The organism is Wenzhouxiangella sp. XN79A (assembly GCF_012272825.1).
Classification (GTDB): Bacteria; Pseudomonadota; Gammaproteobacteria; order Xanthomonadales; family Wenzhouxiangellaceae.
In genome coordinates, this window is record NZ_JAAWWS010000145.1 from 182304 (window position 1) to 206386 (window position 24083).

The 24083-nt window shown below is 69.2% G+C and carries 25 protein-coding genes; 15 read left to right on the top strand and 10 right to left on the bottom strand.

From position 1 onward, the window contains the following. The first annotated feature begins 5 nt into the window (after positions 1 to 5). The gene (locus tag HFP89_RS07560) at positions 6 to 3950 is read left to right on the top strand and encodes an ATP-binding protein (RefSeq protein ID WP_168717033.1); all 3945 of its coding nucleotides are present in this window, start codon (positions 6 to 8) and stop codon (positions 3948 to 3950) included. Here HFP89_RS07560 and hemE read toward each other — a convergent pair. Genes hemE through HFP89_RS07575 form a run of 3 tightly spaced genes read right to left on the bottom strand, consistent with a single transcriptional unit; the run spans position 3871 to position 6531 of the window. Beyond that, positions 3871 to 4944: a uroporphyrinogen decarboxylase gene (gene hemE, locus HFP89_RS07565; protein WP_168717034.1), complete on the bottom strand. Its 1074-nt coding sequence runs from the start codon at positions 4942 to 4944 to the stop codon at positions 3871 to 3873. The genes HFP89_RS07560 and hemE overlap by 80 nt on opposite strands. Beyond that, positions 4941 to 6008: a 3-dehydroquinate synthase gene (gene aroB, locus HFP89_RS07570; protein WP_168717035.1), complete on the bottom strand. Its 1068-nt coding sequence runs from the start codon at positions 6006 to 6008 to the stop codon at positions 4941 to 4943. Before aroB ends, hemE begins: the two co-directional genes overlap by 4 nt. Then, positions 5995 to 6531 carry a shikimate kinase gene (locus HFP89_RS07575; protein WP_168717036.1) on the bottom strand — a complete coding sequence of 179 codons (537 nt, stop codon included), beginning with the start codon at positions 6529 to 6531 and terminating at the stop codon, positions 5995 to 5997. The genes aroB and HFP89_RS07575 overlap by 14 nt, the downstream gene beginning before the upstream one ends. A 54-nt stretch (positions 6532 to 6585) precedes the next feature. Here HFP89_RS07575 and HFP89_RS07580 point away from each other — a divergent pair, with 54 nt between their 5' ends. The 4 genes from HFP89_RS07580 (at position 6586) to pdxH (ending at position 9186) form a co-directional block, all read left to right on the top strand. After that, the gene (locus tag HFP89_RS07580) at positions 6586 to 7131 is read left to right on the top strand and encodes a DNA-deoxyinosine glycosylase (protein WP_168717037.1); all 546 of its coding nucleotides are present in this window, start codon (positions 6586 to 6588) and stop codon (positions 7129 to 7131) included. Between the two features lie 66 nt (positions 7132 to 7197). Next, positions 7198 to 7734 carry an exosortase H gene (gene xrtH, locus HFP89_RS07585; protein ID WP_168717038.1) on the top strand — a complete coding sequence of 179 codons (537 nt, stop codon included), beginning with the start codon at positions 7198 to 7200 and terminating at the stop codon, positions 7732 to 7734. A gap of 1 nt (position 7735) precedes the next feature. Continuing rightward, positions 7736 to 8611 carry an SDR family oxidoreductase gene (locus tag HFP89_RS07590; protein ID WP_168717039.1) on the top strand — a complete coding sequence of 292 codons (876 nt, stop codon included), beginning with the start codon at positions 7736 to 7738 and terminating at the stop codon, positions 8609 to 8611. Next, the gene (gene pdxH / locus HFP89_RS07595; RefSeq protein WP_168717040.1) at positions 8602 to 9186 is read left to right on the top strand and encodes a pyridoxamine 5'-phosphate oxidase; all 585 of its coding nucleotides are present in this window, start codon (positions 8602 to 8604) and stop codon (positions 9184 to 9186) included. The genes HFP89_RS07590 and pdxH overlap by 10 nt, the downstream gene beginning before the upstream one ends. Before the next feature lie 69 nt (positions 9187 to 9255). On the opposite strand, the gene trmH is transcribed toward pdxH, so the two are convergent. Next, positions 9256 to 9885 (bottom strand): tRNA (guanosine(18)-2'-O)-methyltransferase TrmH, encoded by a 630-nt coding sequence (gene trmH, locus HFP89_RS07600; protein ID WP_168717041.1) that lies wholly within the window; start codon positions 9883 to 9885, stop codon positions 9256 to 9258. 84 nt (positions 9886 to 9969) lie between these two features. On the opposite strand from trmH, the gene HFP89_RS07605 reads away from it, so the two are divergent. Beyond that, a complete protein-coding gene (locus HFP89_RS07605) occupies positions 9970 to 10413 on the top strand; it encodes a TerB family tellurite resistance protein (protein ID WP_168717042.1) in 444 nt (147 codons plus the stop codon). A 16-nt stretch (positions 10414 to 10429) separates the two neighbouring features. Here the strand turns inward: HFP89_RS07605 and HFP89_RS07610 are convergent, their stop codons facing one another. From HFP89_RS07610 to HFP89_RS07625, 4 genes are all read right to left on the bottom strand, one after another. Beyond that, on the bottom strand, positions 10430 to 10894 hold the full coding sequence (locus HFP89_RS07610) for a DUF4426 domain-containing protein (protein WP_168717043.1): 465 nt from the start codon (positions 10892 to 10894) through the stop codon (positions 10430 to 10432). Positions 10895 to 11015: 121 nt separating this feature from the next. After that, positions 11016 to 11561, bottom strand: a complete 546-nt coding sequence (locus HFP89_RS07615; protein WP_168717044.1) for a YggT family protein — start codon at positions 11559 to 11561, stop codon at positions 11016 to 11018. After that, positions 11561 to 12397, bottom strand: a complete 837-nt coding sequence (gene proC / locus HFP89_RS07620) for a pyrroline-5-carboxylate reductase (protein ID WP_168717045.1) — start codon at positions 12395 to 12397, stop codon at positions 11561 to 11563. The genes HFP89_RS07615 and proC overlap by 1 nt, the downstream gene beginning before the upstream one ends. After that, positions 12394 to 13131: a YggS family pyridoxal phosphate-dependent enzyme gene (locus tag HFP89_RS07625; RefSeq protein WP_168717046.1), complete on the bottom strand. Its 738-nt coding sequence runs from the start codon at positions 13129 to 13131 to the stop codon at positions 12394 to 12396. The genes proC and HFP89_RS07625 overlap by 4 nt, the downstream gene beginning before the upstream one ends. 100 nt (positions 13132 to 13231) lie before the next feature. On the opposite strand from HFP89_RS07625, the gene HFP89_RS07630 reads away from it, so the two are divergent. The 5 genes from HFP89_RS07630 to HFP89_RS07650 all read left to right on the top strand — a co-directional run bounded on the left by HFP89_RS07630 (position 13232) and on the right by HFP89_RS07650 (position 18007). Next, positions 13232 to 14269, top strand: a complete 1038-nt coding sequence (locus HFP89_RS07630; RefSeq protein ID WP_168717125.1) for a type IV pilus twitching motility protein PilT — start codon at positions 13232 to 13234, stop codon at positions 14267 to 14269. A gap of 33 nt (positions 14270 to 14302) precedes the next feature. Then, positions 14303 to 15427 carry a PilT/PilU family type 4a pilus ATPase gene (locus tag HFP89_RS07635; RefSeq protein WP_168717047.1) on the top strand — a complete coding sequence of 375 codons (1125 nt, stop codon included), beginning with the start codon at positions 14303 to 14305 and terminating at the stop codon, positions 15425 to 15427. Between the two features lie 203 nt (positions 15428 to 15630). Next, positions 15631 to 16317, top strand: a complete 687-nt coding sequence (locus HFP89_RS07640) for a response regulator transcription factor (protein WP_168717048.1) — start codon at positions 15631 to 15633, stop codon at positions 16315 to 16317. After that, positions 16301 to 17623 (top strand): HAMP domain-containing sensor histidine kinase, encoded by a 1323-nt coding sequence (locus HFP89_RS07645; RefSeq protein WP_168717049.1) that lies wholly within the window; start codon positions 16301 to 16303, stop codon positions 17621 to 17623. The genes HFP89_RS07640 and HFP89_RS07645 overlap by 17 nt, the downstream gene beginning before the upstream one ends. A 30-nt stretch (positions 17624 to 17653) precedes the next feature. Next, positions 17654 to 18007, top strand: coding sequence for a hypothetical protein (locus HFP89_RS07650; protein ID WP_168717050.1), 354 nt, complete (start codon positions 17654 to 17656; stop codon positions 18005 to 18007). Between the two features lie 45 nt (positions 18008 to 18052). Here HFP89_RS07650 and HFP89_RS07655 read toward each other — a convergent pair whose 3' ends face one another. Continuing rightward, positions 18053 to 18553 (bottom strand): hypothetical protein, encoded by a 501-nt coding sequence (locus HFP89_RS07655; protein WP_168717051.1) that lies wholly within the window; start codon positions 18551 to 18553, stop codon positions 18053 to 18055. Positions 18554 to 18595: 42 nt separating this feature from the next. Continuing rightward, entirely contained in the window at positions 18596 to 19642 is a 1047-nt protein-coding gene (locus HFP89_RS07660) for a TonB-dependent receptor (RefSeq protein WP_168717052.1), read from the bottom strand. A gap of 217 nt (positions 19643 to 19859) precedes the next feature. On the opposite strand from HFP89_RS07660, the gene HFP89_RS07665 reads away from it, so the two are divergent. The 4 genes from HFP89_RS07665 (at position 19860) to HFP89_RS07680 (ending at position 24022) form a co-directional block, all read left to right on the top strand. After that, a complete protein-coding gene (locus HFP89_RS07665; RefSeq protein WP_168717053.1) occupies positions 19860 to 20291 on the top strand; it encodes a universal stress protein in 432 nt (143 codons plus the stop codon). Positions 20292 to 20346: 55 nt separating this feature from the next. Beyond that, the gene (locus HFP89_RS07670; RefSeq protein ID WP_168717054.1) at positions 20347 to 21870 is read left to right on the top strand and encodes an alanine/glycine:cation symporter family protein; all 1524 of its coding nucleotides are present in this window, start codon (positions 20347 to 20349) and stop codon (positions 21868 to 21870) included. An 89-nt stretch (positions 21871 to 21959) separates the two neighbouring features. After that, entirely contained in the window at positions 21960 to 22913 is a 954-nt protein-coding gene (locus HFP89_RS07675) for a rhodanese-like domain-containing protein (RefSeq protein WP_168717055.1), read from the top strand. After that, positions 22910 to 24022 (top strand): mechanosensitive ion channel domain-containing protein, encoded by a 1113-nt coding sequence (locus tag HFP89_RS07680; protein WP_168717056.1) that lies wholly within the window; start codon positions 22910 to 22912, stop codon positions 24020 to 24022. Before HFP89_RS07675 ends, HFP89_RS07680 begins: the two co-directional genes overlap by 4 nt. The last annotated feature ends 61 nt before the right edge of the window (positions 24023 to 24083 follow it).

Here is a 24083-nt window from a genome sequence, read left to right on the forward strand (position 1 = left end):
GAACCATGCGAAGTATACGCGTCTGGCTTGTGGCCGCCGCGCTGGTCGGCTGCGTCTCGTCGGTGCACGCGCTTGATACCGATGGCGCCGAGGCCGTCGTCGCGCAACCGGCGGTGTCGTTTCTGAACGCGGCCGACGGTCTGCCGAGCGAGTCGGTCGAGGCGATCGTCCAGGACCGCTACGGGTATCTGTGGATCGGAACCCGCGGTGGGCTGGTTCGACACGAGGGACAGCGCCTGCGGGTATTCCGGCACGATCCCGAGCAGCCGGACTCGCTGCCGGGCAACAACATCATGAGCCTGCTCGCGGCCGACGACGGCAGCCTCTGGGCCGGCATTTCGGACCAGGGCCTGGTCCGGATCGATGATCTCGAAGTGACCCGACACTGGGCCACGAGCGCGGCCGGCGGGCCGCTCGAGGGCCGGTACATCTGGTCGATCGCTCAAGGCTGCGACGGCGCGATCTGGCTGGCCTTCGCGCGCGGCGGTGTGGCCCGGGTCGACCCGGGGAGCGGCGCGGTCGAGTCGTTTCCGGCCGGACGGGCCGGCATCCCCGATGACGAATTCAACCTCGAGATTCGCGTCGGTCCCGGCTGCGGACTCTGGTTGCTGACGGTCGGGTCGCTCTACCGGGCCGAGCCGGATTCGGCCATGCGCTTCGAGCCGGTCACCGCGGCCGACGGCTCGCCCGTGCCGCCGCGCCCGGCGCTGGCCTTCGACTGGCTCGGCGACAGCGGGCTGGTGACGGCCGGCATCCACGGGGTGCATCGCTTCGAGCGCGGCCCGCAGGGCTGGATGCCGACCGCATGGGCCGAGACCCGCAAGACGGTTACCGCGCTGGCGGTCGCCGAAGACGGCAGCCAGTGGCTGGCCGAGGCCGACCGCATTTCGCGCTGGGCGCCGGACGCGCCGGCGCCGGACGTCGTGCTGCATGCGCGGAGCGAGTCGGTCCGGGGCGATTTCATCCGCGGCCTGATGGTGCCTGCGCTCCGCGTGGATTCCGAAGGCGGCGTCTGGATCGGCACCAACGGCCGGGGAATCGCCCGCCTCTCGCCGGGCTGGCGCGGCTTCCGCAACCTCCCGCTCGGCACCGGCGAGGACCGTCTGCTGCACCTCAGCGCCATCGAGCCGGACGGCGCCGGTGGGCTCTGGCTGCTCGACCCGAAGCGCGGCCTGCGCAGGCTGGCCGAAGACGGCAGCCTCGGGCAGCTGCATGCACGCAACGACCTCACCGACGAAGGGGATCTGCGCGATGTCGTTGTCGGACCGGACGGACTGCGTGTTCTGACCGACTACGAGCTGCTGCGCTATGAACCCGACCTTGGCCGGGTCGAGCGTCAGCAGATCGTGCCTCCGCCACAGCGCAGCGCGATGTTCCGGTTCATTCGGCCGGCGGGGGAGGGGCAGTACTGGTTGGGCACCCAGGACGAACTGCTTCGTATCGATGCCGACGGCCGGGTTCGCCAGCGCTGGGCGGTCGGTTCGGGCCGGCGCTCCGACGGGATTGACGGCATCGTCGAAGCGCGGGCCCTTGAATCACGGCTGCTCGACGTACAGCGTGGTCCGGACGGTCGCTGGTGGTGGCTGGGGACGCGGACGATCGCCCGGCTGGCAGCTTCGGGGGATTTCGAGTTCATTCAGGTTCGCGACCGGGCTTCGAACCACAGCTGGCTGTTCCACGCCGGCGAACTCTGGCTGGCCAGCGACTCGGAACTGCAGCGCTTCGTGCTGCGGGGCGAGGCACCGGAGGTCGGGCAGCGCTTCGTGGCGGGCAACGGTCTACCGCCCGGCCGGATCCAGCGTCTGCTGCCCGGCGACGAATCGATCTGGCTGTTGATCACCACGGGTCTGGCGCGACTGGATCCGCATGCCGGGGCGTTTCGGGTGTTTTCCGAGCGCGAGGGCCTTCCGGCCATGCGCTTCGTGTCGGATGCGGCCGCGCCGCTGGCCGGTGGGCGTTTCGCGGCGGCCAGCCAGGACGGAGTGCTGATCGTCGATCCTTCGCGCATCGACCGTGCGCTGCGGCCGCCTCCGGTGCATCTGACTACCGTGCGCGCCGGCGATCGTCGGTGGCAGCTTCGCCCCGAGCAGCCGCATCGGATCGAGCTGGACTGGACCGAAACCTCGATCGAATTCGGCTTTGCCACGCTGTCGTTTCTCAACCCGGCGCGCAACCGCGTCCGGATGCGGCTGCACGGATGGGATCCGGAATGGTCCGAGGTCGAAGCCACCGATCGGCGCTATTACGGCAACCTGGCGCCCGGACGATACCGCTTCGAGATCCAGGCGGCCAACGCAGCCGGTCTCTGGAACGGCACCGGCGATGCCGTGGACGTGGTGATCGCGCCGCCGCCGTGGCGCAGTCGCATGGCCTGGCTCGGCTATGCCGTTGCCGCGCTGGGCCTGTTCGCGATCGGCCTGGCCGGCGTTCGCCGTCGCCGGGAGCGTCTGCAGCTTCGAGAGCGATCGCGCAACCAGCGTGAACTCGTCGATGCCCAGCGTCGCGCGCTCGGTCGCCTGACGCGAAGCCTGGAGCCGCGCGCGCTGGGCGAAGCCGTGGTCGACCTGGTCGCTCAGCTGACCCGCGCGCGCTGGGTCGAACTGAGGTTTCGCCATCCGACGCTGGCCGGGCTGCCGCCGGTCGTGCACGGCATGCCCGACGCCGGACCGGCGCGGGTCGCTTTGCTGTGCGGCGACGCCGGTGAACTGGCCGAGCTCCGGCTCGTCGAGCCCGATCCACCGATGCCGCCGAACGTCCGGGCCCGGCTGGGGCTGCTCCGCGCCACGGCCGGCCAGCTGCTCGAACACTCCATGCTGCTGGTCCAGGGCCGTCAACTGGCCGAGGAGGCGGCCGATGCCAGCGCCGCCAAGTCGGAGTTCATCGCCACCGTCAGCCACGAGATCCGCACGCCCCTGCACGCCCTCGGCGGCATGCTCTCGCTGCTTCGGGAAACCGACCTGGCGCCCGAGCAGGCCGAGATCGTCCAGACCCTGACGCGATCGACCGACCAGCTGCGGCAACTGCTCGACGACTCACTGGACCTGTCCCGGATCGAGGCGGGTGCGTTGAGCCCCGAGCAGGTGCCGTTCGAGCTGGTGCCGATGCTCGAGCGGGTCGTCGACCTGCACGCGCCGAATGCGCATTCCAAGGGCGTCGCGCTGCGGCTGCGCCTGCATCCGGAACTCCCCGCCGCTGGCGTCGGCGACGAGGGCCGGATGGCCCAGGTGCTGGGCAACCTGCTGAGCAATGCGATCAAGTTCACCGACTCCGGCGGGATCGACCTCGAGGCCCGGCGCGGCCGGGACGGCTGGCTGGTCTGCTCGGTGTCCGATACCGGGCCCGGCATTCCGCTCGAGGAGCGCGACCGGTTGTTCCGCCCGTTCGAACAACTCGAGTCGGCGCTGACCCGCCGGGTCGGCGGCGCCGGTCTGGGGCTTGCGATCTGCCGGCGCCTGGTGGCGGTGACCGGCGGTGAGCTGCGCGTCGAGACCCGCCGCTTCGGCGGGACGCGCTTCATCGTCGAATGGCCCGTTCTGCCGCCGCGCGCCGAGCCGCGCACCGGGATTGCCGCACTGGCCGGTCTGCGGGTGGCCGCCGATCTGCCGGCGCCCGAGCTTCGTGTGCTGGGCTGGTTGGCGCGTTGCTGGGGCTTCTGCCTGGTCGACCTGCCGGACTCGCCGCCCGACTGGCGCTGTATCGATGTTCTGATCCACGGGCCGGCCGGAGTGGCCGATCCGGCGCCGATCGCCGCGGCCCGCCGGGCCGGATGCGCGCGACTGTGCCTGTCGGCCGAGCCCGAGGCCGAGGAGGCGTGGCTGCGTGCGCCGCTGAACGAGTCGCGCCTGATCGGCGCGCTGCTCGCGTTGCGCTTCAGGCGGTCGGGCGTTCGCTTGCCCGACGCACCGTGTCGACCAGCACCTGCACATGCTCCGGATCGACGTCCGGCGTGATGCCGTGGCCCAGGTTGAACACGTGGCCGGGGCCGTCGCCGAAGTCGGCCAGCACCTTCTCGGTCTCCGCGGCGATCACGTCGGGCCGGGTGGTCAGCACGGTGGGGTCGAGATTGCCCTGGAGCGCGACCCGGTCGCCGACCCGCGCCCGGGCGTCGGCCAGCGAGGTCGTCCAGTCCACGCCCAGGGCGGTGCAGCCGGTGTCGGCCAGCGCTTCGAGCTGGCTGCCGCAGCCCTTGGCGAACAGGATGATCGGCGTGGCCGGGCACTCGGCCCGAACCCGCTCGACGATCCGCGCCATGCTGTTCAGCGAGAAGCGCCGGAACAGCTCCGGCGACAGCGCGCCGCCCCAGCTGTCGAACACCATCAAGGCATCGGCGCCGGCGGCGACCTGGGCGACCAGGTAGTCGGCGGTGGATTCGGCCAGGTGGGTCATCAGTCGCTCGGCGGCCTCCGGGTGCTGCAGCAGCAGCCGCTTGGCCCGGGAAAAGGTCTTGCTGCTGCCGCCCTCGATCATGTAGGTGGCCACGGTCCACGGGCTGCCGGCGAAGCCGATCAGCGGCGTGCTGGCCGGCAGTTCGCGACGGATCATCCGGACCGCGTCCATGACGTAGCCGGTGGCGTCGTTCGGGTCCGGGCGCGGCAGCTTGTCGATCGCGGCCACCGAGTCCAGCGGCCGGTGGAAGCGCGGCCCTTCGCCGGTGACGAAGTGCAGCCCCAGGCCCATTTCGTGCGGCAGGATCAGAATGTCGGAAAACAGGATCGCGGCATCGAAATCGTAGCGGCGGATCGGCTGCAGGGTGACTTCGCAGGCCAGCTCCGGGGTGCCGGCCAGGGTCAGGAAGTCGCCGGCCCTGGCGCGCACGGCGCGGTACTCGGGCAGGTAGCGCCCGGCCTGGCGCATCAGCCAGATCGGGGTGCGGTCGACCGGTTCGCGGCGCAGGGCCTTCAGGAACCGGCTGTCGTGGCGGGGCGAGTGGGTCGATTCGGTCATGCGTGAAGGACCTCCAGGATCCGTTCGGGGGCAACGTCGTCGCGCACCCGGGCCTGGCCGAGCGCGTCGAGCAGGACCAGGCGCACCCGGCCGTCGCGGTTCTTCTTGTCCAGCCGCATCCGGGCCGCCAGCGCCTCGGGCGCGACGTCGTCGGGGCGCCGGGTCGGGAGCTCCAACCGCTGGAGCAGCGCAATCAGTCGCTCGGCATCGGCTTCGGCGAGATCGCCGAGCCGGGCGCCGAGGCGGACCGCCTGGGCCATGCCGACGGCCACCGCCTCGCCGTGCAGGAAGCGGGTGTAGCCGGTTTCGGCCTCCAGCGCATGGCCGAAGGTGTGGCCGAAGTTCAGCAGCGCGCGCTGGCCGGCCTCGCGTTCGTCGGCGGCCACGACCTCGACCTTGTGCCGGGCCGCGCGCAGGATCGCCCGGGTCAGCGGCTCGGCCTGGCGATCGAGCAGTGCCGGTGCTTCGGCCTCGAGCGCATCGAGGAAGTCGGCATCGCGGATCGCGCCGTACTTGACCACCTCGGCCAGCCCGGCGCGGAATTCGCGGCCGTCGAGCGTGGCCAGCGTGGTCGGATCGATCAGCACCCGCGCCGGCTGGTGGAAGGCGCCGACCAGGTTCTTGCCGGCCGGCAGGTTGACCCCGGTCTTGCCGCCGATCGAGGCGTCGACCTGGGCCAGCAGCGTGGTCGGTACCTGGACGACCCGGATGCCGCGCATGTAGCTGGCCGCGGCAAAGCCGGCCAGGTCACCGATCACCCCGCCGCCGAGCGCGATCACGGTCGCGTCGCGCTGGGCGCCGCGTTCGACCAGCGCGTCGATCACCCGCTGCCAGTTCGCCAGCGTCTTGGCCGGCTCGCCCGGCGGCAGGATCAGTGTGCCGGGGCGGTGGGCGGCCAGCGTGCGTTCGACGCGTTCGAGGTAGTGCGCCGCGACGTGTCGATCGGTGACGATCAGTACCTCGCCGCCGACCGCGCCGGCGAAGGCCTCGCGATCGTCCAGCAGGCCGGGCCGGCATTCGATGGTGCAGGTGCCGCCGGCGTGGTCGAGTTCAAGAGTGGACATCGTTTTCCGCCCAGTGGTCCTTCAGGGTCTGTTCCAGTGCCTTGGCCATGCGTGGCAGCGGCAGGTTGCGCGATTCGAACACGACATCGGCCAGCCCGGCGTAGATCGGGTTGCGCTGTTCGGCCATTCGCTCCAGGCGCTCGCGGCGGTCCGGCGTGGCCAGCAGCGGTCGCCGGCGATCGCGTTCCAGCCGCTTGATCTGCTGGGCCACGCTGGCATCGAGCCAGACCACGAGCCCGTGGGCGCGCAGCAGTTTCCGGTTGTCCTCGCGCAGCACCGAACCGCCGCCGGTGGCCACGACCCGACCGCGGCCTTCGGCCACCTCGGCCAGCAGCGCGTGCTCGCGCTCGCGGAAGCCGGCTTCGCCTTCGATCTCGAAGATCATGGCCACCTCGACGCCGCAGCGCCGTTCGAGTTCCTCGTCGAGATCGATGAACTCGCGGTCGAGCGCGGCCGCCAGGCGCCGGCCCAGCGTTGTCTTGCCCGAGCCCATCGGACCGATCAGGAAGATGTTGTCGGGCATGGGACGGGTAAGGAAAAGGAATGGGCCGGATGATCGGAATGCTACAGTACTTCGATGCCCGGCACGCCGACGCTCGCCGATGACCTGCTGCAGGGCCTGGCCCCGGTGGCCGGCCCCGACGCGCGTGTGCTGATCCTCGGCAGCATGCCCGGCGTCCGGTCGCTGGACGAGGCCCGCTACTACGCCCATCCGCGCAACGCGTTCTGGACGATCCTCGGCGCATGGACCGGCGTTGCGCCGGAGGCGGCCTATGCCGAACGGATCGACGCGCTGCGCGCTCACGGTATCGCGCTGTGGGACGTGATCGGCCGCTGTCGTCGCTCCGGCAGCCTCGACAGCCGGATCGACCCGGCTTCGATCGAAGCCAACGACCTGGCCGGCCTGTTGCTTGCCTGCCCGCGGATCGAGCGGGTGCTGCTCAACGGCGGGCGCGCCGCGCAGGACTACCAGCGCCGGGTGCTGCCGACGCTGGACGCGGCGGCGCGCGCGCTGCCGCGATTCCGCCTGCCGTCGACCTCGCCGGCCCACGCCTCGGTGTCGCTGGCGGCCAAGCGCAGCGCCTGGGACGAGGCGCTGCGGCCGGTGCTGGGGGCGGGCTGAGGACGTCGGCACGGGCACGCGGTTGCGGGTACCATATCGGTCCCGTTTTCGACCGGAAGGCCGCTCATGGTCCGCTTCTTCATCCTGTTCATCGTGCTGCTGGTCTCGCTGTTCACCATCGAGGTCCTGCAGCCCGTCCAGGAACACGTGATCCTGCCGTTCACCGCAGGCCTGGCCTGGATTTCGGTCAACCTGATCGAACTGTTCGACTCCGGCGTGGCCTCGATGGGCAAGGTCATCCGCGACCTCGAGACCGGCTTCGCGGTCAGCATCGAGCCGGGCTGCAACGGCGTCGAGGCGCTGATCATCCTGTTCGCCGCGATCTTCGCGTTTCCGGCGCCGCTGAAGAACAAGCTGATCGGGTTCGCGATCGGTTTCGTCGCCATCCAGGGGCTGAACCTGGTCCGCATCATCAGCCTGTTCTACATGGGCCAGTGGAACATGACCTGGTTCAACTGGTTCCACCTCTACCTCTGGCAGGCGCTGATCATCCTCGATGCGCTGGTGGTCTGGCTGATCTGGCTGCGCATGCTGCCGCCGCCGGACAAGGGCGGGCCGCCGTCGGCGAAGGACGGACCCGACGCCGACCCCGCCACGGCCTGACGTGGGCGGTCGCCTGCTGATCGCCGGTTGCGGCGATCTCGGGGTCCGGCTGGCCGGCCGGCTCGGCGCGGGCTGGCAGGTCACCGGCCTGCGCCGGTCGGTCGATCGGCTGCCCGGCACGCTGGTGCCGTTCGCGGCCGACCTTGCCGAGCCGGCCACGCTGGACCGGCTGCCGCGCGACTGGAACGCGGTGATCTACACCGCCACGCCCGGTGCGCGGGACGAGGCGGCCTACCGCCGGACCTACCTCGATGGCTTCCGTCACCTGGTCGATCACGTACGCGCCGACCGGCTCATCTTCGTCTCCAGTACCGCGGTCTACGGCCAGGATGGCGGCGAGTGGGTCGACGAGGACGCCGAGACCGCGCCGCAACGATTCAACGGGCAGGTGCTGCTCCAGGCCGAATCGCTGGCCCGCGCGGCCGGCGGCTGCGTGCTGCGGTTTTCCGGCATCTACGGACCGGGGCGCGATGCGCTGATCCGGCGGGTTCGCTCCGGGCGGGTGGCCTGCCGCCGCGAACCACCGATCTGGACCAACCGGATCCACGCCGACGACTGCGCGGCTGCGCTCGATCACCTGTTGCACCTAGCCCAGCCCGACCCGGTCTACCTGGCCAGCGACGACGCGCCGACGCCGCGCTGGGACGTGCTGAGCTGGCTGGCCGAGCGACTGGGCGCGCCGGGGCCGACGCCCGATCCGTCTTCCGATCCGGCTTCCGATCCGTCTTCCGATCCGTCTTCCGATCCGTCTTCCGATCCCGGCGCGCCGGGCGGGCAGGGCAAGCGCGTCTCGGCCGCGCGCCTGAAGGCGACGGGCTTTGCGGTACAGTACCCGGACTTCCGCGCCGGCTACGAGGCCCTGTTGGCATGCGACTGAATGACCGGATCCTGAAGCGCTTCGATGACGGCTTCGGCCGCGCCCGCGAGGCCGGCCTGCTCGAACCGAATGCGATGACCCTGGCCACGGCCGATGCCGAGGGCCGGCCGGCCGCGCGCACGGTACTGCTCAAAGGTCATGACCAGGACGGCTTCGTGTTCTACACCAACCGCGGCAGCCGCAAGGGCCGGATGCTGGCCGAGAACCCGAACGTCAGCCTGGTGATCTGGTGGCGCGAACACGAAGAGCAGGTCCTGATCGACGGCGTCGCCCACCCGGTGTCCGACGCCGAGGCCGACGACTACTTCGCCTCGCGCCCGCGCGGCAGCCGGATCGGCGCCTGGGCCTCGCTCCAGTCCAGCGAACTCGAATCGCGCCAGCAGCTGCTCGACCGCGTCGCCGCGATCGAGGCCGAATACGAAGGGCACGATATCCCTCGCCCGCCGCACTGGTCGGGCTTCCGCGTCGATCCCCACCGCGTCGAATTCTGGTACGGCCGCGAATACCGCCTGCACGAGCGCATCTGCTTCACCGCCACCGACGGCGAATGGCGGGAGACGTTGCTGTATCCCTAGGCGCGAGGGGATAGGGGCGAGGGGCGAGTGTGTTCGTGCCCCGACCGCGCCGGCTCGAGTGGCCTCGTCCTAGTCCCTCGTCCCTGATTCCTCGCCTTCGACCGGCGTCTTGCGGCGGGCGAGGTCGCGGACGACCCAGCGTTCGATCAGCTCCTTCTGCGGGGAGGCCTTCGGGTCGCGCGGGGCGTACAGGCCGGCGACTTCGCGCTGGCGCTGGGCTTCGTAGAGGATGACGGCGGCGGCCACCGAGACGTTCAGCGACTGCGTCATGCCGGCCATCGGGACGATGACCTCGCCGTCGCACAGGGCCAGCGCCTCGTCGCTGACGCCGAACTTCTCGGTGCCGAGGACCAGCGCCGTGGGCCGGGTGTAGTCGACCGACCGGAAGTCCACCGCGCGCTCGGAGAAGTGGGCCGCGTAGCAGGCGAATCCCGCGGCCTTGAGCGCGCCCAGTGCGGTCGCCGTGTCCGGGTGGCGCTCGAGGTCGATCCAGCGCTGGGCGCCCTGGCTGGTGGTATTGATCGACGGCAGGCCGTGGCTGCCGGGCACGGCATGGGCACGCTGGATGCCGACCGCGTCGCAGGTCCGGAGCACCGCGGCGAGATTGTGCGGCTTGTGGACCCGCTCCATGAACACCGTCAGGTCGTGCTGGCGGCTGCAGGCGGTGGCCTCGATGCGTTGTCTTCGTTCAGGCGTCATGCCCGAATGGTAGCCTTGTCGGGTGATCCACGGGCCCTTGCCGGGTTTGCCCGTCCTCGTTGCTGCCTCGAACGGACCTCGACCATGGCCGATTTTCTCCAGACCCTGCGCGATATCCTGCACAGCCGGGAGCCGGACGATGCCCCCCAGGCGCTGCCGCGCGCCGCGGCAGTGCTGCTGCTGGAGATGGCGGTGACCGACGAGGGTGGCGACGCCGCAGAGCGCGCGATCATCGAACGCGCGATCGCCAAGCATTTCGAATTGCCCGACGGCGAACTGACCGACCTGATCGCCGAGGCCGAGCGGCTGCGCGACGACGCGGTCTCGCTGCACGAGTTCACCCATCAGCTGCGCGCGGCGCTGGACGCCGAGCGGCGCGCCGACCTGGTCGAATGGCTGTGGCGGGTGGCCTTTGCCGACGGTCGGCTCGGCCATCACGAGGAGCACCTGGTGCGGAGACTGGCCGACCTGCTCGGCGTGCCGCACCGCGAGTTCATCCGGCGCAAGCACGCCGCGTCGCCGGAGTGAGCGCGGCGCGGCGGTTTCAGTCGGTGTAGAACTGCTGCCGGAACGAGAAGGTGAACGGCGGGCCGACCCGGCCCTCGGGCTGGACCTCGATCGAGAAATTCATCCATTCCTCGTCGGTCACCCGGAAGGTGCCGAGGTAGTAGATCGCCTCCTGGTCGCGGACTTCGCGCAGCTCGATGCTGCGGCGCTGATTGGTCAGGTTGGTCGCGCTGGCGGTGACCGTGGCCGGCACGGCCCGGTTGTCCTCGGTGTGCAGGACCGTGACGTTGAGCATCGCCCGGGTGCCCGCACGCTGGATGCCGTAGGCCCGGGCGACCTCCGGGGTCAGCAGGTTGGTGTTCAGCGCGTTGTAGTGGACTTCGTAGGGGCCGAAGCGCTCGGCCTGCTGGGCCGGTGCGGCACCGGCGGCCAGCAGCAATGCCGCGGCGACGGCCCGCAGCAGTGCGCGGACGGGGGCTCGTGGAACGTACAGGCTGTGCATGACGGACTCCTCGAATGTGAAACCGGTCGTGGGCGTCGCGGCGCACCGGCCGGGGTCGGTCCGACGCGGCGCCGGGCGTCGTTCGATGCTACTCCCCGGGCCGGCCGCGAAGCAAGGCGGTTCAGCGCAGGCCGATCAGGATCATCAGGAACTGGATGCCGATCAGCGCGACCAGCGGCGACAGGTCCAGGCCGCCCAGCGACGGCAGCACCCGGCGGATCGGCGCGAGAACCGGGCGGGTCAGCTGGTAGATCAGCGGAATGATCGGGTGACGCAGGCCGCCGCCGACCCAGGACAGGATGACCTCGGCCAGGATCAGCACCAGGTACATGGTCAGCAGCAGCCGGATCAGCCGCAGGACCGAGACGACCAGCAGCTCGGGAACCGGCAGCGAATAGCCGTTCAGGGTCAGCACCAGGAAGACCGCCAGGGCCTGCAGGACCAGCATCCAGATCACCGCGGCGGTGTTGAAGCGGCCGAAGCGTGGAACCACGCGGCTCAGCGGCCCGACCAGCGGCTCGGTGACCTTCAGCAGGACCTGGCTGATCGGATTGTAGTAGTCGGCACCGACCGCCTCGAGCAGCACGCGCAGCAGCAGGGCAGCCAGGTACAGGCTGAACAGCGTCTCGACGAGAAACGCGAAGGCATTGTTGACCGAACCGCCCATCAGGAGTCCTTTCCGAGTTCCCGGCCGCGCCGGATGGCCGCATCGACCGCATTGAAGACCAGCCGGTCCAGCCCGTCGGCGGCGAACCGGTCCAGCGCCGCGGCGGTGGTTCCGCCCGGTGAGGTGACCCGTTCGCGCAGCGTCGCGGCATCGTCGGTGCCCGTTGCCATCATCGCACCGGCCCCGGCGGCCGTGTGGTCGGCCAGCGTCCGGGCCGCACGGCGCGGAAGCCCGGCCGCTTCGCCAGCCTCGGCCAGCGCCTCGGCCAGCGCGAAGAAATAGGCCGGTCCCGAGCCCGAAACGGCGGTGACGACGTCCATCAGCGCTTCGTCCTCGACCTCGACGACCACACCGACCGCCTCGAAGATCGATCGGCCCGTCGCGCGCTGGGCGTCGCTGCAGGCCGGCACCGCGTACAGCCCGGTGGCACCGCGACCGAGCAGCGCCGGCGTGTTCGGCATCGCCCGGACCACCGGACGGGGCGCGCCCAGTTCACGCTGCAGGCGTGCCGTCGGGATGCCGGCGGCGACGCTGACGACCAGCGCGTGATCGGCCAGCAGGCCGGCCAGCTCGCGCAGCACCGGATCGATGACCTGCGGCTTGACCGCGAGCACCACCACGTCGGCGCCGGCCACCACGTCGGCATTGTCTTCGGCCACCTCGAGCGGGCCCAGCGAGCGCACCCGGTCGCGGGCCTCGTGGCCGGGGTCGGCCGCGCGCAGGCGTTCGGCCGGGTGCCCGCCGTCGAGCAGGCCGCCGATCAGCGCCCGGGCCATGTTGCCGGCGCCGATGAATGCGATGACGGGGTGGGGTCCGGAGGAAGCGCGCGCGGTCATGACGTCGATTCTACGGCACCGTCGGCAGCGGGCCGTGGTGGGCGCGGACCGAACAGCGCGGTGCCGACCCGGACCAGTGTGGCGCCCTCGGCGATCGCCGCCTCCAGATCGTCCGACATGCCCATCGACAGGGTGTCGAGGCGAGGATGGTGCCGGGCCAACGCCTCGAAGCACTCGCGCAAGCAGGCAAAGGCCGGCCGCATGGCCTCGGCATCGTCGCGCGGCGCGGGAATCGCCATCAGTCCGCGCAGCACCAGCGCATCGTGTCCGGCCACCCGGTCGGCCAGCGCGTCCAGCTCGTCGGGGCGGCAGCCGGCTTTCTGCGCCTCTGCGTCGACATTGACCTGGATCAGCACGTTCAGCGGGCCGCGCTCGGACGGGCGCTGGTCGGCCAGCCGGCGAGCGATCTTCGCCCGGTCGATGCTGTGCACCCAGTCGAAGCGTTCGGCGATCCGACGGGTCTTGTTCGACTGGATCGGGCCGATGAAATGCCACGCCGGGGCCGGCTCGAGCGCGGCCAGCGCAGCCTGTTTGGCGCAGGCTTCATCGACGTAGTTCTCGCCGAAGGCGCGCTGGCCCAGCGCGTGCAGCGCGGCGACCTCGTCGGCGCCGCGGGTCTTGCTGACCGCCAGCAGGGCGACCTCGCCGGGGTCGCGTCCGGCCGTCGCGCAGGCCGACGCCAGGCGTTCGCGGAGCGCGTCGTATCGGGTCTGGATGAGGGAATGTTCGGGCATTTGGTCGTGGCGTAAGGCTGGGGTATGATCGGGAGCCTGTGCAATCGTGTACCACCGGACGGGCAGCGGCCCACCGGCCAACGACAACCCGGGGCTTGTCATGGATATTACCGAACTGCTCGCTTTCACCGTCAAGAACAACGCCTCCGACCTGCACCTTTCGGCCGGCCTGCCGCCGATGATCCGGGTCGACGGCGATATCCACCGGATCAACGTTCCGGCGATCGAGGCCAAGGAAATGGCCGACCTGATCTATTCGGTCATGAACGATCATCAGCGGCGCGATTTCGAAGCCGAGCTGGAAGTCGACTTTTCCTACAAGGTGCCGGGCCTGGCGCGTTTCCGCGTCAACGCCTACCACCAGGACCGCGGCACCGGCGCGGCCTTCCGCGTGATCCCCAACGAGATCTGGACGCTGGAAGACCTGCAGGCGCCGTCGTCGTTCCGCGACATCATCGACGTTCCGCGCGGGCTGATCCTGGTCACCGGCCCGACCGGGTCGGGCAAGTCGACCACGCTGGCGGCAATGGTCGATCACCTGAACAAGAACGTGGCCGGCCACATCCTGACCATCGAGGACCCGATCGAATTCGTCCATTCCTCGAAGAAGTGCCTGATCAACCAGCGCGAAGTGCACAAGGACACCAAGGGCTTCAACCAGGCCCTTCGATCGGCGCTGCGTGAGGATCCCGACATCATCCTCGTCGGCGAGTTGCGCGACACCGAAACCGTCCGCCTGGCGCTGACCGCCGCCGAGACCGGCCACCTGGTCTTCGGCACCCTGCATACCTCGTCGGCGGCCAAGACCATCGACCGCATCATCGACGTGTTCCCCGGCGATGAAAAGGAGATGGTGCGCTCGATGCTGTCGGAATCGCTGCGCGCGGTGATTTCGCAGACCCTGCTCAAGCGGGTCGGCGGCGGCCGGGTGGCCGCGCACGAGATCATGATCGCCACGCCGGCCATCCGCAACCTGATCCGCGAAGACAAGGTCGCCCAGATGTATTCGGCCATCCAGACCGGCCAGAACGTCGGCATGGCCACGCTCGACCAGAGCCTCACCGAACTGGTCCAGCGCGGCCTGGTGGCCAAGCCCGAGGCACGCCGCAAGGCGGTCGACAAGCAGGCGTTCGCCTGAGCGGCGGCGCCGCCCCCAACGACGGAGTTCACCATGAGCGTGATCGACACCTGGCTGAAGACGCTCCACGAGGAAAAGGGGTCCGACCTCTTCGTCACCGTGGGTGCCCCGCCGTGCATCAAGGTGCACGGCAAGATCAAACCGGTCACCCGCGAGCCCTTGAGCAAGGAAGCGGCCACCAGCATCGTGCTCGGCACGATGAACGAAGACCAGGTCGAGGAGTTCAAGCGCGAGCGAGAGCTGCAGTACGCGATCTCGATCGAAGGCTTCGCGCGGTTCCGGATGAGCGCGTTCTACCAGCGCGGATCGATCGGCGTGGTCTGCCGCCGGATCGAGACCCGCATCCCCAGCTTCGAGGAACTGGACCTGCCGCCCAGCCTGGCTGACGTGGCCATGACCAAGCGCGGCATCATCGTCATGGTCGGCGCGACCGGGACCGGCAAGTCGACCACGCTGGCGGCGATGATCGGTCATCGCAACGAGAACTCCAGCGGTCACATCATCTCGATCGAGGATCCGATCGAGTACGTCCATCGCCACCGGCGCTGTATCGTGACCCAGCGCGAGGTGGGCATCGATACCGACTCGTTCGAGGTGGCGCTGCGCAACACCCTGCGCCAGGCACCGGACGTGATCCTGATCGGCGAGGTCCGGACCCGCGAGGCGATGGAGCACGCCATCACCTTCGCCGAGACGGGCCATCTCTGCCTGACCACGCTGCATGCCAACAACGCCAACCAGGCGATGGATCGCATCCTGCACTTCTTCCCGGAAGATCGCCACCAGCAGGTGTTGCTCGACCTGAGCTTCAACCTCAAGGCGGTCATCGCGCAGCAGCTGATTCCGTCGATCGACGGCAGTCGCCGCCACGTCGCGCTGGAGATCCTGCTCAACAGCCCGCTGGTCCAGGAAAAGATCCGCAAGGGCAAGATCGACGAACTCAAGCAACTGATGAAGGATTCCACGCACCACGGCATGGTGACCTTCGACCAGAGCCTGCTGAGCCTGTACCAGGAAGGCCTGATCTCCTACGACGAGGCGGTGCGCCATGCCGATTCGGCCAATGAAGTGCGGTTGGCCGTCAAGCTCAGCGAGGGTGGCGATGCCGAGTCGCTGTCCCATCGCCTGCGCGACGTGGACCTGCTCGACCATGATTGACGGGGCGGAAAACGGGCGCCGGTTCCTTAACGACGGCTTAACCGGGCCTGGCCTATTCTTCCGCTGTAGTCGTCGAAGCATTCCTGTCGCACGACGGGTCTGACGCTGCTAGTGATTACGGAAACGGGGCATTCTTCGGCCCGGGCTGTCTGCCCGGGCTTTTTTATGCGGGCACGACCCGTGCGTCTCCAGGAGCGCCTGCCATGCGGATTCTGATCATCGAGGACAATCGCGATATCGCCGCCAACCTCGGCGATTACCTCAGCGATCGCGGTCACGAAGTCGATTACGCCTTCGACGGCGTCACCGGGCTCCGGCTGGCGCTGTCCCATGAATTCGACGCCATGGTGCTCGACCTGCAGCTTCCGGGCATGGACGGCATCGAGTTGTGTCGTCGCCTGCGCGAGGAAGGCCGCAAGGAAACCCCGGTGCTGATGCTGACCGCACGAGATCAGCTCGACGACAAGCTGGCCGGGTTCGAGTCGGGCGCCGACGATTACCTGGTCAAGCCGTTCGAGCTGCGCGAGGTCGAGGCCCGGCTCGAGGTGCTGGCCCGGCGCGGCCAGCGGATCGCGCCGCGCGAACTCGATGTCGGCGACCTGCATTTCGACCTGCAGACCCTCACGGTGTCGCGCGCCGGCGTCGGCATCGACCTGAACCCGATCGGCCTGAAGCTGCTGGAGAAGTTGATGACCGCCTCGCCGGCCGTGGTCACCCGGCGGGAGCTCGAGCATCATGTCTGGGGCGAGGAGCTGCCGGACAGCGACAGCCTGCGCGTGCACATCCACGGTCTGCGCGCGGCCATCGACAAGCCGTTCGACAAGCCGATGATTCGCACCCGGCACGGCATCGGATACAGCCTCGTCGACCCGGATGAACTACCGGCATAGGCTCAAGAGCCGGATCATCACGTCGTTCGTGCTGTTCGGCACGCTGCTCAGCGTGCTGTTCGCCGCCGCCGTGCTGCTGATGCAGAGCCAGCTCGAGGACGCGCTGATCGCGCGCACCCTGGAGCAGGAGCTGGACCAGTACCTCACCGAATTCCGCGAGGACCCGTCCCTGGTCGAGCCGTTCTATTCGCGCATCCAGGGCTACGTCACCCGTCCCGGGCGAGCCGAGATCGTGCCCGGGGCGTTCCGCGACCTGCCGACCGGCGTCCATGACGTGCGCGACGAAGGACAGGTGTACAAGGCGGCCGTTCGCAAGGATCCGGACGTCTGGGCCTTCCTGACCTACGACGTGTCCGAGAATCGCGAGCTGGCCCGCCGCCTGCTGTGGGCACTGGGTGGGGCGGTGGTGCTGTTCTCGCTGCTGTCGCTCGCGCTCGGCATGTGGTCGGCCGGGCGGGTGATGGCGCCGGTGTCGAACCTGGCCCGTCGGCTCGAGGCGCTCGAGGGCACCGAGGGCGCGCTCGACCTGGCCCGGCACTTCCCGGACGACGAGGTGGGTCAGCTGGCCGCCGTGGTCGACGAGTACGCGCTGAAGCTGCACGACCTGGTCGAGCGCGACAAGGCCTTCAACGCCGACGTGTCGCACGAGCTGCGCACGCCGCTGGCCGTGATCTCAGGGGCCACCGAGCTGTTGCTCGGCCAGCCGGACCTCCCGGAACGAACCCGCCAGCGCCTGCTGCGGATCGCCCGCGCTGCCCGCCAGTCGACCGATATCACCACTGCGCTGCTGCACCTGGTCCGGGCCGAGCGCGGCTCGGGCGACGAGGCAACCAAGCAGGATGTCGGCGAAGTGGCCGACCAGCTCGTCGAGAACTACCGGCCGCTGATCGAAGGTCGCCCGGTCGAACTCGAGGCCGTGCACGAGACCCGGCTCAGCGTGATTGCCCCCGAGGCCGTGCTGGCGGTCGTGCTCGGCAACCTGCTCGGGAATGCGCTTCGCTATACGCACGAAGGGCGGGTCGAGATCCGGGTCGCCGCGGGGCTGGTCCGGATCGTCGATACCGGTCCGGGCATTCCCGACGAGGAGCTCCCGCACGTCTTCGATCGCCACTTCCGCGGCAGCGGCGCCGGTGGCAAGGGCTCCGGGCTGGGGTTGTCGATCGTCAAGCGACTCTGCGACCTGTACGACTGGACGATCGAATTCCGGAATCGCGAGGATCGGTCCGGCCTGATCGTCGAGGTGGCCTTCTATCCGGATCTCGATGCGATGGAGCGCGACGCGGAGGACCCGGCCGGTCGGGTATGATCGTTCGCCGATTCCCACTACGGACGTTGCATGGCCATCATTCGTTGCCCCGCCTGCTCGGCACGCATGTCCTCCAAGGCCAGGGCCTGTCCCGCGTGCCACGCCGCGGTCGGCGAGCTGACCGTCGAGGAGCGCGATCGGCTGGCGATTCGCCGCTGGCGCGCGCGCGCCTACCGGGCGCGCAATTTCACCTATCTCGCGATGACGCTGGTGGTCGCCGGCATGCTGTGGTGGTGGTTCGCCGCGCCCCAGGGCCTGGGGCTGCCTGCGCCGCTGCCGGCGGCGCTGCTGCTCGGTGTCGGCCTGGTCGCCTACCTGGCGTCCTGGGCCTGGCTGGTCTGGCTGAAGTTCTTCGGCCGCCCGGAATCGGGCGGCGGTGCCTGAGGCGCGGCCCGGCCGTGCATCGGCCGGGTCCGGACGGGTGGTTGCTCAGCGGATCCGTTCGACGTTGGTCCGCTTGTTGTAGCCCTCGATCTGCAACGTCCAGCCGCCGAACAGGCCCGGCCGGATCAGTACCTTGGGACTTTCCATCGGCGCCATGGGGTAGCGGTCGTTGCCGGTCTGCTGCCAGACCATGCCGTTGTCGAGCACGAACTCGGTCTTGCCGCTCCAGCCGTCGAACGGTCCGACGAGGTTGGCCTCGAACGGCTCTTCCGGCATGTCCTCGATCGGCACCGGTCCGCTGCGCTGTTGCTGCTGCTCGGCCAGCGCCAGCGCTTCCTGTTCGGCCAGCGAGCGCATCCGGATCCACTCGTTGAGCGCCGCCAGCTCCTGGTCGGAGAGCTTGTCCAGACCGGTTGCGCGGAACTCCGCGGCGGTCATCCGCTCTTCCAGCGAGGAGAACCCGATGTTGTCCTGGGCCACGACCGGGACGGAAGCCAGCGACGCGACCAGTGCTGCGATCTTTGCGAGGGGAAAGAAGCGTTTCACGATGGGATTCCGGACTCTCGATGCCTGCGACGAACCGGCATTCTACAGGTCGTGCTTGTACCGGACGTAGGGAATTCGGCCGTAGATGCGATCGATCGATGCATCCAGCGCGGTGTCGCTGCCGTCGGCGGCGTCGGGCCGCTGGTCGAGCAGGTTGGTGACGCCGACACTGATCGATGCGTTGGCCGGCGCGCGCCACGACAGTTCGATGTCGAACGAGGAGAAGCCTTCGCCGCGGACCTGCTCGCCGAGCCAGTACGGCAGTTCGCGATACTGGCCGGTCAGGTCGGCGCGGAAGCGATTGAGCTGCCAGCCGATGCCGAGGCGGCCGGCGGTTTCGACGTCGCTGTCCAGACCGCTGGCGGGCAGTTGGCCATCGATCAGCGGCGTGAAGCCCAGACCGGCAGTGTAGTCGGCCTGGGAGCGGCGATAGCGCTCCAGCTGCAGGTCGAGCAGCAGGTCGCCGATGCGGCGGGTCTGCAGCCCGAAGCTGATGTTCATGTTGACGCCCTCGACGGTCTCGCTGACCGGAATCCGGGGGTCGAGCGCGGCCTCGACCGCGTCGATTGCCAGCGGCTGGAACCCCTGGCCCGGCAGGTCGCGTCCGGCGAAGGCGCCGGCGCCGATCTGCAGGCCCGGCGCGGCCACCCACTGCCCGCGCAACTGCACCAGGCTCCCGGCATCGGCCGGCAGCGGCTGGTCGATGATCCGGCAGTCCTCGACAAGGAACGATTCCAGTCGTCGGGTCGCCCGGCTGCAGCGGACGTGGGCGAGGCTGGCGGTGTTCAGTTCCCACGCGTTCAGCGACCACGAGAATGCCGGGCCCGGCTCGGTTGCTGCCAGCGCAGCGTCGTCGGCCGGGTTGGCCAGCATGACGCTGAGGCGGGGCCGCGGGTCCCGGGCAACGACGGGATCGAAGGCCGCCGATTCGCCACCCGCTGCCGCCGCAAGCGGCCGGGCCTCGGCGCCGGGAACGGTGAACGGCCCGGTCGAATGCGCGGCCAGCGGCGAAACGACCGTCACGGCCAGCAGCAGCGCGACTGCGGCGCAGCGAAGCGTGGTCGATCTGTGCGGTGGACGTCCCATCATCTGGTGTAGGACCGCCGAACCCGGCGGAAGTTTGGTCGATCCGCTCCCCGGTGCGTCGCCTATATTGCGCTCGATCGATTGTAAAAATCAATCGTTTACGCCGATTTTGCGAGGCGGTGTGGCAATACCTGCGTTCAAGTGACGGACATTCGAGTTGCAAATCGCGGAAGGCGCGGTTAGTTTTGGCGGCTTGCGTCCCGTTTCCCAAGGAAGAACCATGAGCCGTTTCCTCGTCGGAATCGACGGCAGCGACTGTGGTGAGCGAGCGCTGGATATCGCGCGCGAGCACGCCCGTGCTGCCGGTGCCGAACTGCTGGTCTGCTACGTGATCAACTGGTCCCCGTTCACCTTCTCCACGCCGCAGGAGAACGCCGAACGGCACCGTCGTCGGGAAGAAGAACTGTCCGTGGCGCGCACGAAGCTGCTCGAGCCGCGCGTGAAGTCGCTGATCGACGAAGGAATCCGCGCCGAGGGCGTGGCCCGACACGGACACCCGGCGCGCACGCTGGTGCAGCTGGCCGAAGAGCACGATGCCAGCATGATCGTGATCGGCCGGGCCGGCGATACGCCGATGAAGACGCGGATCTTCGGCGGCACCGCCGCGGCGCTGGTCCAGTCGGCACCGTGCCCGGTGCTGGTGGTGCCGTGAGCCGCACCGGCTCGATCTCCGCTCCGTCCCGTCCCGTCCTGCAAGGAACCCGATCATGAATCCATTTCGCTGCAGCCTCGCGCTGTTCGCGTTGCTGGCCTCGATGCCTGCATTCGCCCAGGAGGGCGTCGACAGCCTCATCGATCGCATCGTCACGCCGCTGTCCGACGGCCTCTCGGCCATGATCTTCTGGGAAATCCCGCTGCCGGGCGTCGAGCAGGGCATTCCGTTCATCGTCGCCTGGCTGGTCGTCGCCGCGCTGGTGTTCACGTTCTACTTCGGCTTCATCAACCTGCGTGCGATGAAGCACGCATTCCGGCTGGTGCGCGGCGACTACACGCCGCCCGACGCCGCCGGTGAGGTCACCCATTTCCAGGCCCTGGCGACCGCGCTGTCCGGCACGGTCGGGCTCGGCAACATCGCCGGCGTGGCGCTGGCCGTGTCGATCGGTGGCCCCGGCGCGACGTTCTGGATGGTCCTGGCCGGGCTGTTCAGCATGAGCACCAAGTTCGTCGAGTGCACCCTGGGCGTGAAGTACCGCAACGAATACGCCGACGGCACGGTTTCCGGCGGCCCGATGTACTACCTCAGCAAGGGCCTGGCCGCCGAGTACCCCCGTCTGAAGGTCTTCGGCAGGGTGCTGGCCGTGATCTTCGCGGTGTTCTGCATCGGCGGCGCACTCGGTGCCGGTGCGATGTTCCAGACCAACCAGGCGTTCAGTCAGCTGGTCAATGTCACCGGTGGCGAGAACAGCGTACTGAACGGTTTCGGCTGGCTGTTCGGGTTGGTCATCGCGGTGCTGGTCGGCCTGGTGATCATCGGCGGCATCAAGTCGATCGCCCGGGTCACCGAGAAGGTCGTGCCGTTGATGGCGGTCCTGTACGTGTCCTCCGGCCTGCTGATCATCGGCATGAACGTCGAGCAGCTGCCGGCGGCCTTCGCGGCCATCATCCACGGCGCGTTCGACCCCGAAGGCATCTACGGCGGCTTCATCGGCGTACTGATCCTCGGCTTTCGGCGCGCGGCCTTTTCCAACGAGGCCGGGGTCGGTTCCGCGGCGATCGCTCACTCGGCCGTGCGCACCGACAAGCCGGTCACCGAAGGCCTGGTCGCGCTGTACGAGCCGTTCATCGACACCGTCGTGGTCTGCACCATCACCGCACTGGTGATCATCATCACCGGCTCGCTGGCCGAGGGCAGCAACATCGAGGGCGTGGCGCTGACCTCGCGCGCCTTCGCCGAGGCCTTCGACTGGTTCCCGATCGTGCTGCTGGTGGCGGTGCTGATGTTCGCGTTCTCGACCACGATCTCGTGGTCGTACTACGGGCTGAAGTCGTTCACCTACCTGTTCGGCGAAGGCCAGAGCAAGGAAGTGGTCTTCAAGCTCATCGTGCTCGGGGCGGTGGTCGTCGGTTCGTCGATCAACCTCGCCTCGGTGATGAACTTCGCCGACGCGATGATCCTGGCCATGGCGCTGCCGAACCTGATCGGGGTCTACCTGCTGGCACCGGTGGTCAAACGCGAGCTGAAGGTCTACTGGGACGACTACAAGGCCGGGCGCCTCAAGACCTACCGCTGATCGCGAGCGGCATCGCTGCCATCGGACCGTCCGGGCCCCGGCCCGGGCGGTTTGCGGGTACGTTCGGTTGTACGAGTACAATCTCTTCCATGATCGCATCGCCCATCGACCCCGCGGAATCACAGCGTGAACCGGCGCTGCAGTTGATCGCCGGCTATGAGTTCCGTCCGCTGGACAAGCTCCAGCTGACGCGCGAGCGGGTCCGCAAGGCCTGCCAGCGATTCGACCTGCTCGGCACCGTGCTGCTGGCCCCCGAGGGCATCAACTTCAGCCTGTCGGGTTCACCGGCGGCGCTGGATCGCTGGCTGGGCTGGCTGGCCGGGCGCCTGGGCGTCGATGCGCCGCTGGTCAACCGGCAGGCGGTGGACGCGCGCCCGTTTCGCCGGCTCAAGGTGCGGGTCAAACCCGAGATCGTCACCTTCGATCCCGCCACCCGGCCGACGCTCGAGGCCCGCGGCCGGGCCCTGGATCCGCTCGCCTTCAACGAGCTGCTGGCGCGTGACGATGTCCAGCTGGTCGACACCCGCAATCATTACGAGTACGCGATCGGCAGCTTCGACGGTGCCATCGATCCGGGCACGGCCAGCTTCACCGAGTTCAAGGACTGGGCGCGCGAACACCTCGACCGCGCGCGACCGGTGGCGATGTTCTGCACCGGCGGCATCCGCTGCGAGAAGGCCAGCCTGTGGATGGCCCGGGAGGGGTTCGACCAGGTGTTCCAGCTGCACGGCGGCATCCTGGGCTACCTGGCGAAGGTGCCGGCCGACCAGTCGCGCTGGCGCGGCGAGTGTTTCGTGTTCGACGACCGGGTCAGCGTCGATGCCGAAATGAAGCCGACCGGCCGCATCGTCTGCATCGGCTGCAGGCGGCCGGCCGAAGGCCTGGACCCGGTCGGCCTGCCGCCGATCGAGAACGGCCGGTGCGCCGCCTGCGGCGATGGCTTCGACGCCGCCCGGCTGGCCAGCCTGCGTGAACGCGCCCGCCAGGTCGCACTGGCCGCCGAGCGCGGCGCTTCCCATCTCGGGCCGGACGCCCAGCCATGAACGACGAGTCGGGCGCGCTGGCCGCGATCGACATTCCGGGCTGGGTCCCGGCCCAGCTGCACCCGGGCTGGGAGTTCCTGGCCGCCTATCCGCTGGCGCTGGCCGCGGTCATCGCCCTGGTCGGGATCACCGTCGCGGTCGTCGTCCGGCTGATCCTGCTGCACAGCGTCGGTCGCCTGGTCCGTCCGCTGCCGGGGGAGCTGGCCGAACGGATGCTGCGCGTCATCGCCAACGTCGGTGCATTCCTGATCGGCTACCTGGCGCTGGTCGCCGCGATCCAGGTGCTCGGCCTGCCCGAGCGGATCGAAGCGATCGTGACCCGGATTCTCGTCACGCTGCTGATCCTGCACCTGATGCGCAGCGGCATGCGGGCGGCGCACATCGGGCTGAAGGTGCTGGCCGCGCTCCGGGATCGCTACCAGATCGTCGAAGAGCGCACCATGCCGCTGTTCGACCTGCTGGCCAACGTGCTGGTCATCGGCGCGGCGGCCTACGCGCTGTTGATGGTCTGGAACATCGACCCGACCGCCTGGCTGGCCTCGGCCGGGGTGATCGGTATCGCGGTCGGGTTCGCCGCGCGCGAGACGCTGGCCAACCTGTTCGCCGGCTTCTTCATCATCGCCGACACCCCCTACAAGGTCGGCGATTACATCGTGTTCGACACCGGCGAGCGCGGCGAGGTGACCAAGGTCGGCATGCGCTCCACTCGCATCCTGACCCGCGACGACGTCGAGATCATCATGCCGAACTCGGCCATGGCCAACGCCAAGGTCGTCAACGAGTCCGGTGGTCGCTGGGAGCGCTTCCGGATCCGGATCAAGGTCGGCGTGGCCTACGGGTCGGATGTCGACGAGGTCGTCGAGCTGCTCGAGAAGATCGCGTTCGAACACGATACCGTCGTCCAGGAGCCGAAACCCCGGGTCCGGATGCGCGGCTTCGGCGATTCCTCGCTGGACTTCGAACTGCTGTGCTGGGTCAAGCAACCGGCGCTTCGCGGCCTGGTCAGCCACCAGCTGTACATGAAGATCTACAAGGAACTGAACAAGGCCGGCATCGAGATCCCGTTCCCGCAGCGCGACGTGTGGATGCGCTCGGCCGACGACGCCTGAGGTCGCGGTCGACCAAGGAAAGTCAGGAACCGCGGAGTACGCGGATCGACGCAGATGACGT

Coding starts and splice junctions, on each gene's coding strand:
- HFP89_RS07560 (WP_168717033.1), top strand. CDS start 6: ATGCGAAGTATACGCGTCTGGCTTGTGGCCGCCGCGCTGGTCGGCTGC.
- hemE (WP_168717034.1), bottom strand. CDS start 4,944: ATGACCGAATCGACCCACTCGCCCCGCCACGACAGCCGGTTCCTGAAG.
- aroB (WP_168717035.1), bottom strand. CDS start 6,008: ATGTCCACTCTTGAACTCGACCACGCCGGCGGCACCTGCACCATCGAA.
- HFP89_RS07575 (WP_168717036.1), bottom strand. CDS start 6,531: ATGCCCGACAACATCTTCCTGATCGGTCCGATGGGCTCGGGCAAGACA.
- HFP89_RS07580 (WP_168717037.1), top strand. CDS start 6,586: ATGCCCGGCACGCCGACGCTCGCCGATGACCTGCTGCAGGGCCTGGCC.
- xrtH (WP_168717038.1), top strand. CDS start 7,198: ATGGTCCGCTTCTTCATCCTGTTCATCGTGCTGCTGGTCTCGCTGTTC.
- pdxH (WP_168717040.1), top strand. CDS start 8,602: ATGCGACTGAATGACCGGATCCTGAAGCGCTTCGATGACGGCTTCGGC.
- trmH (WP_168717041.1), bottom strand. CDS start 9,885: ATGACGCCTGAACGAAGACAACGCATCGAGGCCACCGCCTGCAGCCGC.
- HFP89_RS07605 (WP_168717042.1), top strand. CDS start 9,970: ATGGCCGATTTTCTCCAGACCCTGCGCGATATCCTGCACAGCCGGGAG.
- HFP89_RS07610 (WP_168717043.1), bottom strand. CDS start 10,894: ATGCACAGCCTGTACGTTCCACGAGCCCCCGTCCGCGCACTGCTGCGG.
- HFP89_RS07615 (WP_168717044.1), bottom strand. CDS start 11,561: ATGGGCGGTTCGGTCAACAATGCCTTCGCGTTTCTCGTCGAGACGCTG.
- proC (WP_168717045.1), bottom strand. CDS start 12,397: ATGACCGCGCGCGCTTCCTCCGGACCCCACCCCGTCATCGCATTCATC.
- HFP89_RS07625 (WP_168717046.1), bottom strand. CDS start 13,131: ATGCCCGAACATTCCCTCATCCAGACCCGATACGACGCGCTCCGCGAA.
- HFP89_RS07630 (WP_168717125.1), top strand. CDS start 13,232: ATGGATATTACCGAACTGCTCGCTTTCACCGTCAAGAACAACGCCTCC.
- HFP89_RS07635 (WP_168717047.1), top strand. CDS start 14,303: ATGAGCGTGATCGACACCTGGCTGAAGACGCTCCACGAGGAAAAGGGG.
- HFP89_RS07640 (WP_168717048.1), top strand. CDS start 15,631: ATGCGGATTCTGATCATCGAGGACAATCGCGATATCGCCGCCAACCTC.
- HFP89_RS07645 (WP_168717049.1), top strand. CDS start 16,301: ATGAACTACCGGCATAGGCTCAAGAGCCGGATCATCACGTCGTTCGTG.
- HFP89_RS07650 (WP_168717050.1), top strand. CDS start 17,654: ATGGCCATCATTCGTTGCCCCGCCTGCTCGGCACGCATGTCCTCCAAG.
- HFP89_RS07660 (WP_168717052.1), bottom strand. CDS start 19,642: ATGATGGGACGTCCACCGCACAGATCGACCACGCTTCGCTGCGCCGCA.
- HFP89_RS07665 (WP_168717053.1), top strand. CDS start 19,860: ATGAGCCGTTTCCTCGTCGGAATCGACGGCAGCGACTGTGGTGAGCGA.
- HFP89_RS07670 (WP_168717054.1), top strand. CDS start 20,347: ATGAATCCATTTCGCTGCAGCCTCGCGCTGTTCGCGTTGCTGGCCTCG.
- HFP89_RS07675 (WP_168717055.1), top strand. CDS start 21,960: ATGATCGCATCGCCCATCGACCCCGCGGAATCACAGCGTGAACCGGCG.
- HFP89_RS07680 (WP_168717056.1), top strand. CDS start 22,910: ATGAACGACGAGTCGGGCGCGCTGGCCGCGATCGACATTCCGGGCTGG.